The sequence below is a fragment of the Pantoea ananatis LMG 2665 genome, from assembly GCF_000710035.2.
Classification (GTDB): Bacteria; Pseudomonadota; Gammaproteobacteria; order Enterobacterales; family Enterobacteriaceae; genus Pantoea; species Pantoea ananatis.
In genome coordinates this window covers 1-14,255 of record NZ_JMJJ01000010.1, presented here as the reverse complement: position 1 = coordinate 14,255, position 14,255 = coordinate 1, and the positions used below count along the sequence as shown (strand labels likewise).

11 protein-coding genes and 4 tRNA genes are annotated in these 14,255 nt (G+C 50.6%); 1 reads left to right on the top strand and 14 read right to left on the bottom strand.

From position 1 onward, the window contains the following. Positions 1-5: 5 nt before the first annotated feature. The 12 genes from rpoB to EL29_RS19055 form a co-directional block, all read right to left on the bottom strand. Positions 6-4,034, bottom strand: coding sequence for a DNA-directed RNA polymerase subunit beta (gene rpoB / locus EL29_RS19110; protein WP_013024116.1), 4,029 nt, complete (start codon positions 4,032-4,034; stop codon positions 6-8). 330 nt (positions 4,035-4,364) lie between these two features. Then, positions 4,365-4,727, bottom strand: a complete 363-nt coding sequence (gene rplL / locus EL29_RS19105; protein ID WP_009092660.1) for a 50S ribosomal protein L7/L12 — start codon at positions 4,725-4,727, stop codon at positions 4,365-4,367. A 63-nt stretch (positions 4,728-4,790) separates the two neighbouring features. Continuing rightward, entirely contained in the window at positions 4,791-5,288 is a 498-nt protein-coding gene (rplJ, locus tag EL29_RS19100) for a 50S ribosomal protein L10 (RefSeq protein ID WP_003848098.1), read from the bottom strand. A 423-nt stretch (positions 5,289-5,711) separates the two neighbouring features. Beyond that, positions 5,712-6,416 (bottom strand): 50S ribosomal protein L1, encoded by a 705-nt coding sequence (gene rplA, locus EL29_RS19095; RefSeq protein WP_013024115.1) that lies wholly within the window; start codon positions 6,414-6,416, stop codon positions 5,712-5,714. A gap of 3 nt (positions 6,417-6,419) precedes the next feature. Next, a complete protein-coding gene (gene rplK, locus EL29_RS19090; protein WP_006121495.1) occupies positions 6,420-6,848 on the bottom strand; it encodes a 50S ribosomal protein L11 in 429 nt (142 codons plus the stop codon). Between the two features lie 148 nt (positions 6,849-6,996). Continuing rightward, positions 6,997-7,542: a transcription termination/antitermination protein NusG gene (nusG, locus tag EL29_RS19085; protein ID WP_003848088.1), complete on the bottom strand. Its 546-nt coding sequence runs from the start codon at positions 7,540-7,542 to the stop codon at positions 6,997-6,999. Between the two features lies 1 nt (position 7,543). After that, a complete protein-coding gene (gene secE, locus EL29_RS19080; protein ID WP_014606967.1) occupies positions 7,544-7,927 on the bottom strand; it encodes a preprotein translocase subunit SecE in 384 nt (127 codons plus the stop codon). Between the two features lie 229 nt (positions 7,928-8,156). Then, positions 8,157-9,341, bottom strand: a complete 1,185-nt coding sequence (tuf, locus tag EL29_RS19075; RefSeq protein ID WP_013027471.1) for an elongation factor Tu — start codon at positions 9,339-9,341, stop codon at positions 8,157-8,159. A 107-nt stretch (positions 9,342-9,448) separates the two neighbouring features. Further along, positions 9,449-9,524 (bottom strand) — tRNA-Thr (locus tag EL29_RS19070). Positions 9,525-9,529: 5 nt separating this feature from the next. Then, positions 9,530-9,604: transfer RNA gene (locus tag EL29_RS19065), tRNA-Gly, on the bottom strand. Positions 9,605-9,797: 193 nt separating this feature from the next. Then, positions 9,798-9,882 (bottom strand) — tRNA-Tyr (locus EL29_RS19060). A gap of 7 nt (positions 9,883-9,889) precedes the next feature. Next, positions 9,890-9,965, bottom strand: a tRNA-Thr gene (locus EL29_RS19055). A 1,155-nt stretch (positions 9,966-11,120) separates the two neighbouring features. Between EL29_RS19055 and coaA the strand changes: the two genes are divergently transcribed. Next, positions 11,121-12,068 carry a type I pantothenate kinase gene (gene coaA / locus EL29_RS19050; protein WP_013024113.1) on the top strand — a complete coding sequence of 316 codons (948 nt, stop codon included), beginning with the start codon at positions 11,121-11,123 and terminating at the stop codon, positions 12,066-12,068. A gap of 44 nt (positions 12,069-12,112) precedes the next feature. On the opposite strand, the gene birA is transcribed toward coaA, so the two are convergent. Both birA and murB read right to left on the bottom strand, forming a co-directional pair. Beyond that, positions 12,113-13,072, bottom strand: a complete 960-nt coding sequence (gene birA, locus EL29_RS19045) for a bifunctional biotin--[acetyl-CoA-carboxylase] ligase/biotin operon repressor BirA (protein ID WP_015701287.1) — start codon at positions 13,070-13,072, stop codon at positions 12,113-12,115. Continuing rightward, the gene (murB, locus tag EL29_RS19040) at positions 13,069-14,106 is read right to left on the bottom strand and encodes a UDP-N-acetylmuramate dehydrogenase (RefSeq protein ID WP_015701288.1); all 1,038 of its coding nucleotides are present in this window, start codon (positions 14,104-14,106) and stop codon (positions 13,069-13,071) included. Before murB ends, birA begins: the two co-directional genes overlap by 4 nt. Positions 14,107-14,255: the final 149 nt, after the last annotated feature.

Here is a 14,255-nt window from a genome sequence, read left to right as displayed (position 1 = left end):
GAGGGTTACTCGTCTTCCAGCTCGATGTTGATACCCAGCGAGCGAATCTCTTTCAACAGTACGTTGAACGATTCTGGCATGCCAGGTTCCATCTGATGGTTGCCATCCACGATGTTCTTATACATCTTGGTACGGCCGTTGACGTCATCAGACTTAACGGTAAGCATTTCCTGAAGGGTATACGCAGCACCGTAAGCTTCCAGCGCCCATACTTCCATCTCACCGAAGCGCTGACCACCGAACTGTGCCTTACCACCCAGCGGCTGCTGAGTAACGAGGCTATAGGAACCGGTAGAACGTGCGTGCATCTTGTCATCAACCAGGTGGTTGAGTTTCAGCATGTACATATAGCCTACGGTTACCTGACGTTCGAACTGCTCACCAGTACGGCCATCAAACAGGGTAATCTGACCGGAAGAAGGCAGACCGCCGAGCTCTAACAGCTCTTTGATTTCGCTCTCTTTCGCACCATCAAACACCGGCGTGGCAATTGGCATACCTTTTTTCAGGTTCTCAGCCAGGCGCAGAACTTCGTCATCAGTAAAGGTGTTCAGGTCAACTTTCTGACGCACATCGGTGCCCAGATCGTAAGCACGCTGGATGAATTCGCGCAGCTTGGCGACTTCTTCCTGCTTCTTCAGCATCGCGTTGATCTTCTCGCCGATACCTTTCGCTGCCATCCCTAGGTGAGTCTCAAGGATCTGACCGATGTTCATACGCGAAGGTACGCCCAGCGGGTTCAGTACGATATCGACCGGCGTACCGTTCTCATCGTAAGGCATGTCTTCGATTGGGTTGATCTTAGAGATAACACCTTTGTTACCGTGACGACCTGCCATTTTATCACCAGGCTGAATCTGACGTTTAACAGCCAGATAAACCTTAACGATTTTCAGCACGCCAGGTGCCAGATCATCGCCTTGGGTGATTTTACGACGCTTACCTTCGAGTTTTTTCTCAAACTCGTGCTTCAGTTCGTCGTACTGCTCTGCCAGCTGCTCCAGCTGGTTTTGCTTGGCTTCGTCAGTCAGACCCAGCTCCAGCCAACGCTCACGCGGCAGCTTGTCCAGTTTGTCTGCTTCAACGCCACCGGAAATCAGGACAGACTGGATACGGCTAAACAGGCCCGCTTCCAGGATCTGCAGCTCTTCAGACAGGTCTTTCTTGGCCTGCTTCAGCTGCATTTCTTCGATTTCCAGCGCACGTTTGTCTTTTTCCACGCCATCGCGGGTGAAGACCTGAACGTCGATAACGGTACCGGAAACACCGTTCGGTACACGCAGAGAAGAGTCTTTAACGTCAGACGCTTTCTCACCGAAGATCGCACGCAGCAGCTTCTCTTCTGGCGTCAGCTGGGTTTCGCCTTTTGGCGTCACCTTACCAACCAGAATGTCACCGCCGGTCACTTCAGCACCGATATAAACGATACCGGACTCATCCAGTTTAGAGAGTGCAGCTTCGCCCACGTTCGGGATGTCAGCCGTGATCTCTTCTGGCCCCAGCTTGGTGTCACGAGACACACAGGCCAGTTCCTGAATGTGGATGGTGGTGAAGCGATCTTCCTGCACTACGCGCTCGGAGACTAAAATGGAGTCTTCGAAGTTGTAACCGTTCCACGGCATGAACGCGACGCGCATGTTCTGACCCAGCGCCAGCTCACCGAGATCGGTAGACGGGCCGTCAGCCAGCACATCACCACGTTCAACGGGCTCACCCAGAGAGACACACGGCATCTGATTGATACAGGTGTTCTGGTTAGAACGGGTGTATTTGGTCAGGTTGTAGATGTCGATACCCGCTTCGCCCGGGTACATCTCGTCTTCGTTAACTTTAATAACGATACGTGATGCATCAACGTACTGAACGGTACCACCACGTTTCGCAACAGCGGTAACACCGGAGTCAACGGCTACAGCGCGCTCCATACCGGTACCTACCAGCGGCTTATCAGCACGCAGAGTAGGAACGGCCTGACGTTGCATGTTCGCACCCATCAGGGCGCGGTTAGCATCATCGTGTTCCAGGAACGGAATCAGTGACGCACCGACAGAAACCACCTGCTGGGTGGAAACGTCCATGTAGTCAACCTGATCGCGGCTGAACAGACTTGATTCGCCTTTGCTACGGCAGGTGACCAGGTCATCAACGAACGCACCTTCTTCTGACAGATTGGTGTTCGCCTGCGCGATAACGTAGTTACCTTCTTCGATTGCAGAAAGGTAATGAATTTCATCGGAAACCACACCGTCAATAACGCGACGATAAGGGGTTTCCAGGAAACCGTACTCGTTCGTCTGCGCGTACACAGACAAGGAGTTGATCAGACCGATGTTCGGACCTTCAGGGGTTTCGATTGGGCAGACACGACCGTAGTGCGTTGGGTGTACGTCACGCACTTCGAAGCCGGCACGCTCACGGGTTAAACCGCCCGGGCCGAGAGCAGAGATACGACGCTTGTGCGTAATCTCTGACAAGGGGTTGTTCTGATCCATAAACTGAGACAGCTGGCTGGAACCAAAGAACTCTTTCACCGCCGCCGAAATTGGCTTGGCGTTGATCATGTCCTGTGGCATCAGCGTATCGAGATCGCCCAGAGAAAGACGCTCTTTCACTGCACGCTCAACACGGACCAGACCGACGCGGAACTGGTTTTCAGCCATTTCACCGACTGAACGAATACGACGGTTACCGAGGTGGTCGATATCGTCCACTTCGCCTTTACCGTTACGGATGTCGATCAGTTTTTTCATCACTTCGATGATGTCTTCTTTGCTCAGGATACCTGAACCTTCGATCTCATCACGCAGCAATGAACGGTTGAACTTCATGCGGCCGACTGCAGAAAGATCGTAACGATCTTCAGAGAAGAACAGGTTCTCAAACAGGTTCTCTGCAGCTTCACGCGTTGGCGGCTCACCAGGACGCATCATGCGGTAGATCTCAACCAGCGCGCTCAGGCGATCGTTGGTTGGGTCAACGCGCAGCGTCTCGGAGATGTATGGGCCGTGATCCAAATCGTTGGTGAACAGCGTTTCAATGCGCTTGTGACCCGACTGGCTCAGCTTCGCCAGCAGATCCAGCGACAGTTCCATGTTGGCCGCAACGATCAGCTCACCGGTATTCTCATCGATGTAGTCTTTAGAGACCACTTTGCCCGCAATGTATTCCACAGGGACTTCGATGTGTTGGATACCGTCTTTTTCCAGCTGACGAATATGACGCGCAGTGATGCGACGCCCTTTCTCAACGTAGACCGTGCCATTCGATTCGATATCGAAGGTCGCGGTTTCACCGCGCAGGCGCTCTGGCACCAGTTCCATCTGCAGCTTGTTGTCACGGATTTCGTACACCACTTTCTCGAAGAACACGTCGAGAATTTGAGCAGTGGTGTAATGCAGTGCGCGCAGAATGATACTGGCCGGCAGCTTACGACGACGGTCAATACGGACGAAAAGGTTGTCTTTCGGGTCAAACTCGAAGTCGAGCCATGAACCACGGTAAGGGATGATACGTGCGTTATACAGCACTTTACCCGAGGAGTGGGTTTTACCCTTATCGCTGTCAAAGAACACGCCAGGACTACGATGCAGCTGAGAAACGATAACACGTTCAGTACCGTTGATAACAAAGGTACCGTTGTCAGTCATGAGTGGAATTTCACCCATGTAGACTTCTTGTTCTTTAATGTCTTTTACTGTGCCTTCTGGCGCTTCGCGCTCATAGATCACCAGACGCAGTTTCACGCGCAGCGGTGCCGAGTAGGTCACGCCACGGATCTGACACTCTTTCACGTCAAAGACAGGTTCACCTAAGCGATAGCTGACATACTGCAACTCAGAGTTGCCGCTGTAGCTCGCAATAGGGAATACAGAGCGGAATGCAGCTTCCAGTCCGTACTGACCTTCTGGATCTTGCTCGATAAACTTCTGAAACGAATCAAGCTGGATGGAAAGGAGATAAGGTATGTCCAAAACTTGCGGACGTTTACCAAAATCCTTACGAATACGTTTTTTCTCGGTATAGGAGTAAACCATAGGGTTCCTCAGCTAGCTGACAAGTCGACCCACGCTGTCCGTCCTGACAGGACAGTTCATGCAACACGATTTTGTTTGATTCACCTACTGCTCTGCAGTACGTGCAATACCTCTTTCTATCACGCTTAAATCATTTCATTGCTTCAGCGTGGGCAGGGAACCCGCACGGGAAAGCAGTATATTAAGTCGTCGATAGAGAAAGATATTGATGAGCAACAATGGACAAACAGTGCGAAACCCCATTGAGGCCCTGGAGCGCAAAAAGGCTGGTGACCAAAAAGTCACCAGCCATCAGTCTGAAACTACTCAGACTGCAACCCGAGGGTTGTCTTACTTAACTTCAACTTCAGCGCCAGCTTCTTTCAGAGCAGCTTCAAGTGCAGCTGCGTCATCTTTGCTGATGCCTTCTTTGATAACGCCAGTTGCTTCAACCAGATCTTTGGCTTCTTTCAGGCCCAGACCAGTTGCGGTACGTACGGCTTTGATTACTGCAACTTTGTTCGCGCCAACAGCTTTCAGAACGACGTCGAATTCAGTTTTCTCTTCAACAGCTTCAGCTGGGCCAGCAGCAACAGCTACAGCAGCAGCAGCAGAAACGCCGAATTTTTCTTCCATAGCAGAAACCAGCTCAACTACTTCCATTACGGACATAGCGGCAACGGCTTCCAGAATTTGGTCTTTAGTAATAGACATAACAATTGTTCCTAAGAATCAGAAAAAGTTTATACGTTAGCAAGTGCGAAGAAAAGAGAGGCCTTAAGCCGCTTCTTTTGCATCGCGAACAGCAGCCAGAGTGCGAACCAGTTTGCCGGCAGCGGCTTCTTTCATGGTCGACATCAGACGTGCCAGTGCTTCTTCGTAGGTCGGCAGAGTTGCCAGACGGTCAATATTGGCCGCCGTGATCAGCTCACCTTCAAAGGCTGCAGCTTTGACCTCGAATTTTGCATTCGCTTTCGCGAAATCTTTGAACAGACGAGCAGCAGCGCCCGGGTGTTCCATAGAATATGCAATCAGGGTCGGACCAACAAACGTGTCTTTCAGGCACTCGAACTGAGTACCTTCAACGACGCGGCGCAGCAGGGTGTTACGAACAACACGCATGTAAACGCCAGCTTCACGACCTGCTTTACGCAGTTCGGTCATTTTATCAACGGTAACGCCACGAGAATCCGCAACAACCGCTGAAAGCGCACCTTTGGCTACTTCGCTGACTTCAGCAACAATCGCTTGTTTGTCTTGAAGATTTAATGCCATTAGCTTTAGCTCCTGGATTTGACCGGGGAAGGATTTCCCCGGAACTCACTTCACTTACTCACCCGAAGGGAAATAAGCGCTAATACACGGTGAGCAGAATCCAGATAAGAAAAAATCTTTTGGTTCTGTCACCGTCTACGCAGGGGATTAAGCATTACATCCGAGGATGTTCCGCTCCTGCGGTCTTGGACGGAGGCCAGGATAAGGCCTGGCTCCAACCTAAAATTTGGGTCGTGTGTTGTCACTCAAACCGCATTGCGCTGGCTGTCTTTGCCCTCACCCGCCGCACAGTTCACTGTGCTTCAGGTCGCTGACTCGGCCACCGTCTTACCACGTTCTGAATAACCCACATCGACGTCTGCATTAATGCAGAACAACGGGCGTAAGATTCTAGGTGAATTTTTCGCCCGTTTCAAGTAGCAATTAGTTTGCTACGGCAGTCAGACCCGCCTGGTCAACGGCAACGCCGGCGCCCATGGTGGTAGAGATGCTAACTTTCTTGATGTACACGCCTTTCGCCTGTGCAGGTTTTGCTTTTTTCAGCGCAACCAGCAAAGATTCCAGGTTTTCTTTCAGTTTGTCAGCATCGAAGTCCACTTTACCGATGGTAGTGTGGATGATGCCGTTTTTGTCGTTACGATAACGAACCTGACCTGCTTTAGCGTTCTTAACCGCTTCAGCAACGTTAGGCGTTACAGTACCGACTTTCGGGTTTGGCATCAGGCCACGTGGACCCAGAACCTGGCCTAACTGGCCAACAACGCGCATTGCATCCGGAGAAGCAATAACAACGTCAAAGTTCATTTCGCCTTTCTTGATCTGATCGGCCAGGTCTTCCATACCTACCAGCTCAGCGCCAGCTGCTTTAGCAGCTTCAGCGTTTGCGCCCTGGGTGAAGACAGCTACACGTACTGAACGACCAGTACCGTGTGGCAGAACGGTCGCGCCGCGGACGTTCTGATCAGATTTACGTGCATCAATGCCGAGGTTAACAGCAACGTCAACGCTTTCGACGAACTTGGCAGTAGCCAGTTCTTTCAGTAAAGCGATTGCTTCAGCAATATCGTACTGCTTGGTCGCGTCAACTTTGTCGCGAATTACGCTCATGCGCTTGGTCAGCTTAGCCATTTCTTAGTCCTCTACAACCAGGCCCATGGAACGAGCAGTACCTTCGATTGAGCGAGTCATCGCTTCAACGTCAGAACCAGTCATGTCCGCAGCTTTAGTTTCTGCGATTTCACGTACCTGAGCACGAGTCACTTTACCGACTTTATCTTTGTTCGGCTTACCAGAACCAGACTTGATGCCTGCTGCTTTTTTCAGCAGAACGGCAGCCGGAGGCGTTTTGGTAATAAAGGTAAAAGAACGGTCGCTGTATACGGTGATAACAACTGGAGTCGGCAGACCTTTTTCCAGTGATTCTGTTTTGGCGTTAAACGCTTTACAGAATTCCATGATGTTAACACCCTGCTGACCCAGAGCTGGACCAACCGGTGGACTTGGGTTCGCCATACCAGCTGCAACCTGCAGCTTGACGTAGGCTTGTACTTTCTTAGCCATGATAATTCCTCAATTGGGTTATAGCGCCTGTAAAAGGCTCCCCGTGGTAACGATTTACACGCTGTTGCCAGCGCATAAAAACAAAAGGCGCGAAATTATAGTTAAATTTCGCGCCTGCTGCAACAGCCAAATTGTATGTCGGAAAAGGTTAGCCCTTCTCAACCTGACCGAAGTCGAGTTCTACTGGCGTTGCGCGTCCAAAGATGGAAACAGAAACCGTCAGGCGGCTCTTTTCGTAGTCCACATCTTCAACCACACCGTTAAAGTCGGCAAATGGACCATCGTTGACACGTACCATTTCGCCCGGTTCGAACAGCGTTTTCGGACGCGGCTTGTCGCCCACCTGCTGCAGGCGATTCATAATCGCATCGACTTCTTTGTCGCTAATCGGCGCAGGACGGTCAGAGGTACCGCCAATGAAGCCCATAACGCGCGGAACGCTGCGCACCAGGTGCCAGCTGGCGTCATTCATTACCATCTGTACCAGAACGTAGCCGGGGAAGAATTTGCGCTCGCTCTTGCGGCGTTGACCACCACGGATCTCAACAACTTCTTCTGTAGGAACCATGACGTCGCCAAACAGCTCTTCCATGTTGTGCAGTTTGATGTGCTCACGCAGCGACTGTGCTACGCGGCCTTCAAAACCGGAAAACGCCTGCACGACGTACCAGCGTTTCTTTGGAGCTTCAGACATCTCAGAACCTCAGGCCAGTGATAAACGATACCAGACGGACCAGAATACCATCCAGCCCCCACAAAATCAGTGACATCACGGCAGTAACCGCGGCAACGATTAACGTGGTATGCAGTGTTTCCTGGCGGGTTGGCCAGATAACTTTACGCATTTCGGTTCTTGCTTCACGTGCAAAGGCCACGGTTGCTTTGCCTTTTGTCGTCAAAAGCGCAATGCCGCCTGCTGCCGCAATCAGTACAACCACAGCTAACGCGCGCAAAGGCAGCGTCACATCGCGATAGAGGTAGTTACCTACGATCGCCGCAAGCAGTAATAAGACTACCACTACCCACTTCAGCGCTTCGAGGCCGCGCCCGCTCCCTTGAGCTTCGGTATTCGCACTCATAAACCAACCTGCCACAATAATTCAGAAACTATTCTGCCCCGCATTGCGAGGCATCCAAACCGAATGAGCTTTTGGGGCGTAACTCGGTATCCAGCGCCGCATAACAGAGCCTGTCTCAGCAATGATTATGGTTCAAAATCACTGATGAGTCAGGTTCTATGAAACAGCGTACAAAAAGGGCATCAAATGATGCCCTTTCCACGTGCATTGCGTCAAATATTATCGGTAATTAAGCGATAACTTTGGCAACAACACCCGCGCCAACGGTACGGCCACCTTCGCGGATTGCGAAGCGCAGACCTTCGTCCATTGCGATTGGGTGAATCAGGGTAACAACCATTTTGATGTTGTCGCCTGGCATAACCATTTCAACGCCTTCTGGCAGCTCTACTGAACCGGTCACGTCTGTGGTACGGAAGTAGAACTGTGGACGGTAGCCCTTGAAGAACGGAGTATGGCGGCCACCTTCGTCTTTAGACAGAACGTAAACTTCTGACTCGAACTTGGTGTGTGGCTTGATTGAGCCTGGCTTCGCCAGAACCTGACCACGCTGGATGTCTTCACGCTTGATACCGCGCAGCAGAACACCACAGTTTTCGCCTGCCTGACCCTGGTCCAGCAGTTTGCGGAACATTTCAACACCGGTACAGGTTGATTTCGCGGTATCTTTGATACCAACGATTTCAACTTCGTCGCCGACTTTAACGATACCGCGCTCTACACGACCGGTTACAACAGTACCACGGCCAGAGATTGAGAATACGTCTTCGATTGGCAGCAGGAATGGCATATCGATTGCACGTACTGGATCCGGGATGTAGTTATCCAGGTGACCAGCCAGCTCAACGATCTTCTCTTCCCACTCTGGGTTGCCTTCCAGCGCTTTCAGGGCTGAACCGCGAACGATTGGTGTATCGTCGCCCGGGAAGTCGTACTGTGACAGCAGGTCACGAACTTCCATCTCAACCAGTTCCAGCAGCTCTTCGTCATCAACCATGTCACACTTGTTCAGGAACACGATGATGTAAGGAACGCCTACCTGACGACCCAGCAGGATGTGCTCACGGGTCTGCGGCATTGGGCCGTCAGTCGCAGCAACAACCAGGATCGCGCCGTCCATCTGCGCAGCACCGGTGATCATGTTTTTCACATAGTCGGCGTGGCCTGGGCAGTCAACGTGCGCATAGTGGCGAGACGGGGTTTCATACTCAACGTGTGCCGTGTTGATGGTGATACCACGTGCTTTTTCTTCCGGGGTGCTGTCGATCTGATCGAACGCACGTGCCTGGCCGCCGTTGGTTTTAGCCAGAACGGTGGTGATCGCTGCAGTCAGGGTGGTTTTACCGTGGTCAACGTGACCGATGGTGCCCACGTTTACGTGCAGTTTGTTACGTTGAAATTGCTCTTTAGCCATCGCTTGTCCCTCTAAGACACGGATATATCAAAGATATCGTCACATTAACCAGGCATTGCCTGACTGCAAGGAGTTACAGAGAAAAATCAGGAGGGAGATAAAGGAAGTGGTGCTGATACCCAGAGTCGAACTGGGGACCTCACCCTTACCAAGGGTGCGCTCTACCAACTGAGCCATATCAGCACATCTGGAGCGGGCAGCGGGAATCGAACCCGCATCATCAGCTTGGAAGGCTGAGGTAATAGCCATTATACGATGCCCGCATCCTGGAACTCGGCTACCTGTTCTTTCTGTAGCTTGTGAATAACAGAAGATGTCCTCTGTTATCCTTCGCCCGTCAGCGAAGCTGACTGACTTTGACTGAGCTTACACCCAATCTGAATTCAGGGTGAGAAGAAGCGACTCACCTGCCAGATAAACAGGTTGTTTATCTGTTTCTCAACCCGGGGGTTGAAATGGTGGTGGGAGAAGGATTCGAACCTTCGAAGTCTGTGACGGCAGATTTACAGTCTGCTCCCTTTGGCCGCTCGGGAATCCCACCTACTTGATGGTGCCGGCTACCGGAATCGAACTGGTGACCTACTGATTACAAGTCAGTTGCTCTACCAACTGAGCTAAGCCGGCATCAAGTGACGCGCATTCTAGGAAGGTCGGCAGAAGGATGCAACAAAAAAATCACTGTTTTTGTTCTATCGCTTACTATTTGTGCAAAGCATCGCAATTTACCCCTGATATGCAGAAATAACATCCAATTATTGGTTAAAATTTCTCTTCGCTCTCTTTCCGATAATGTTGCTCCCTCCCCCTGTCTCGCCCACTTTGTTGTCTTCATCCCTCAGGTTTTCTTAGGCCTCTGCCAGAAAAATGCATTAACTGCTCAGTTTTCAATCACCTCATGCGTACTTTTATCGCGACAGGACCCTACCTAAGGCCGCAGCCTTGAGTGTTATCCCCTAAAAGTTTTCAGGCGACACTGCCCGGCATGAAGATAAGTATCAGTATCAGGCGAAAGGCAGATAAAAACGTCACGGCTGACAGACCACCTGTGGGGCGGTTCGGTGCCTGAGGAGAATAAGGGCTGATAATCTGCATAAGCGTTCGTAGAGCGGCTGTGTGACTCACAGACAGCCTGTCATGCTGTCCACCGCATAGCAGGTCGGGTGAGCATGAAACTCAGATGCGATAAAGAACGTCGCTGACAGCCTCTATAAGAATGTCTGATGCACCAGCGTCGCTGACAGATAAGCTATGGCTGTCCTTAATACAGCAGCACGAGACCGAAGACGCCAAGGCAGACAGGGTTCACGCAATGGAGAGCAAGCGCTGACAATCTGCATGCGCCTGTACGACACAGCGCGGCTGTCTTTCGAACAGCAGGCACGGACGTCGTGCTATAGCGCCAGCTGTGCAGCATCAAAAGGGTATATCCGGGCATATCTGATGCCATGCACCCGGCCTGAATCATGCGTCACGATGACAGCGGTGCGAAAGCCACAAACGCCTTTGCACAAAATTGCCTGATGTCTGAATGGCAATAAAAAGCATAACGATTAAAGATTTCAAGTCTCTGTACCGACGATTTATCAAATCTGCGGAGAGGCTTGCGAAAGCAAGCCGCCGTTTATTTTTTACTTCTTTTAAAAGCTATACTGGTGATACCCTCCAGCCCATTGTTCTCGTTAATAGCCCTGTGACCGGCAATTCATTTCTCTACACGGCCCGACTCGTCATCGGCGAAAATGTACAGATCGGTTTGAATCTGCAGTCAAATGTATACTTATGGATAAAACGACATCACTTACGACGCCTTATTTACAGTTCACTCGTGAACAGTGGGCGGCATTACGCGACTCGGTTCCAATGACGCTGTCAGAGGATGAGATCGCGCAATTGAAAGGGATCAATGAAGATCTTTCCATTGAGGAAGTGGCAGAAATCTACCTGCCTCTATCACGTCTGCTTAATTTCTATATAAGTTCAAATGTCCGCCGTCAGGCCGTGCTGGAGCAGTTTCTGGGAACGAATGGGCAAAAAATTCCTTATATCATCAGCATTGCAGGCAGCGTTGCGGTGGGCAAAAGCACCACTGCTCGTGTTTTGCAGGCGCTTCTGAGCCGCTGGCCCGGACACCGTAAGGTTGAGTTAATTACGACAGATGGTTTTCTTCATCCCAATGCCGTGCTGAAAGAGCGCGGCTTAATGAAGAAAAAAGGCTTTCCTCAGTCCTATGATATGCATCGGCTGGTGAAATTTGTTTCCGACCTTAAGTCGGGCGCCAGCCAGGTTACCGCTCCCGTCTACTCCCATTTAATTTATGATGTTATTCCGGATGGCGATAAGGTTGTCCAGCAACCTGATATTCTGATTCTGGAAGGGTTAAATGTGCTGCAGAGCGGCATGGATTATCCTCACGATCCACACCATGTTTTTGTTTCCGACTTTGTGGATTTTTCAATCTATGTGGATGCTGAAGAAGATCTTTTGCAGCGCTGGTATGTGAATCGTTTCCTTAAATTTCGCCAGGGCGCTTTTACCGATCCCAACTCTTATTTTCATCACTATGCTCAGCTACCTGAAGACGAAGCCGTTAATATTGCTGGCTCATTGTGGCGGGAGATTAACTGGTTGAATCTGAAAGAAAATATTCTCCCTACACGTGAAAGAGCCAGCTTAATTATGACGAAAAGCGGTAACCACGCGGTGGAAAAACTGCGTCTCAGAAAATAACAGGTGGCGATTAAGCCTGCCAAAAGCAGGCTTTATTTTATTTTTCAAACCGGTCGAAGAGATATTTCTCCCCCTACCCACGATTGAATTTTTCCGTCTTGTTCCAGCTGCAAACCACCCTGATTATCAATGCCACGAGCAATACCGTGCACTTCACGTTCACCAATCAGTAATTTAACCGGGCGATTGATGAAGTTGTCCAGTTCGGCCCAGCGCGTCACAAAGGGCGTTAATCCCTCCTGCTCAAATACGGGTAGTGCTTCACGCAGGCGATTAATCAGTGTTGCTGCCAGTTCATTGCGATTAATTGTCACGCCGGCTTCCTGTAAGTTAATCCAGCCCTGATTAATCTGCGCCGCTTCGGCAGTTCTCATCGCCAGATTAATTCCGGCGCCCATCACGATTTGTGCTGCATCGCCGGTTTTACCGGTTAATTCAACCAGGATCCCCGCTAACTTCCGGTCATGAAGATAAATGTCGTTAGGCCATTTTACCCGTACGTCCTGCGCACCTAATGACCGCAGCGTTTCCGCCATAATGATACCAATCACCAGGCTCAGCCCCATTGCCGCTGCCGGGCCCTGTTCCAGGCGCCAGTACATAGACATATAGAGGTTGGCACCAAAGGGTGAAAACCAGTGACGTCCGCGTCGGCCACGTCCTGCCTGCTGATATTCAGCGAGGCAGACGGATCCTGAAGGCAGAGAATGCATACGTTCGAGTAAATACTGATTAGTTGAATCAATAACCGGTATTACGGCTATATCAGCCTGAGACAGTTGCCCCAAAATCTCTTGTTCATTGAGCAACTGAAGTGGGGCTGGAAAACTGTAGCCTTTACCTGTGACGGTATACACCTCAAGGCCCCAGCTTTTTAACGTTTGAATATGTTTATTAATCGCCGCACGGCTCATACCAAGCGTTTCACCGAGTTGCTCACCCGAGTGAAATTCACCATCGGCCAGGATATCAATTAATTTAAGCGGTACGCTATGATCCTTCATGAGATGACCTCTACAGCGTTACATTCACCCTGAGCCTGAATGAAACGAACTTCTGGCTCCAGCCAGACATTAAATTTTTCACCTACCCGGGAACGTACCTTTTTTGCCAGCGCGACAATGTCGTCAGGTGTGGCATTTTCAGCATTGATTAACACTAATGCCTGCTGCTGATGCACTGCCGCACCGCCAATTCGGCTGCCTTTAAGCTGGCATTGATCGATGAGCCAGCCTGCAGCCAGTTTACTATCACCTGTAGGCTGAGGATAATGTGGCATCGCTGGGTACTCACTCAACAGCACAGCCGCCTGCTGGCCAGTTATCACGGGATTTTTAAAAAAACTGCCCACGTTACCGGTTATTTTCGGATCCGGTAATTTACTCTGTCGCATATGACAGACCGCATGAAAAACATCCCAGGCATTTGCCGTGGCAGGGTTTAGCGTTTTTAAATCACCGTAGGTCAGGACGGGCTGCCAGTGTTTTTTCAATGAAAATCCGACAGCGATAATCGTGTAGCCTGACTGGTACTGATGTTTGAAAATACTGTCGCGATAACCAAACTGGCAATCGTCACGGCTCAAACGCTGTGTGAGACCGGTATGCAGATTTAGTACATCGACGTATTCACATACATCTTTTAATTCAACGCCATAGGCACCGATATTCTGTATGGGTGCTGATCCTACCATTCCAGGAATGAGTGCCAGATTTTCCAGACCCGAAATCCCTTTTTCCAGGGTAGTTTTTACCAGTTGGTGCCAGTTCTCGCCCGCGCCAACGTGCAGTTTCCAGCGCTCAGTCTCATCAAGGATTTCAACCCCTGCAATGCGGTTGATCACCACCACGCCTGCAAAGTCCTCAAGGAAGAGCACGTTGCTGCCCTCCCCGAGGATCAGAAAAGGTTGCTGGCTATGCTGGCTCATTTGCCAGGCTGAAAGTATGGCTTCCGGCGATTCGGCGACAATACGTGTTTTTGCGCTGACATCAAGCCCCAGCGTGTTGTCGGCTTTTAATGAGATGTACGAACTGGACATGATACGGCCTTAACGGGTTAATCTGCCGGTAGTTTACCGCATCACAACGGTAATGCGGGGGAATTTGCATGCGATGAAAGGCTTTCAACGATTTTGCGGCTCCTGAAAATCCTGATAGCGACAGAAATAAAGTGGTTGGGTGGATAGCG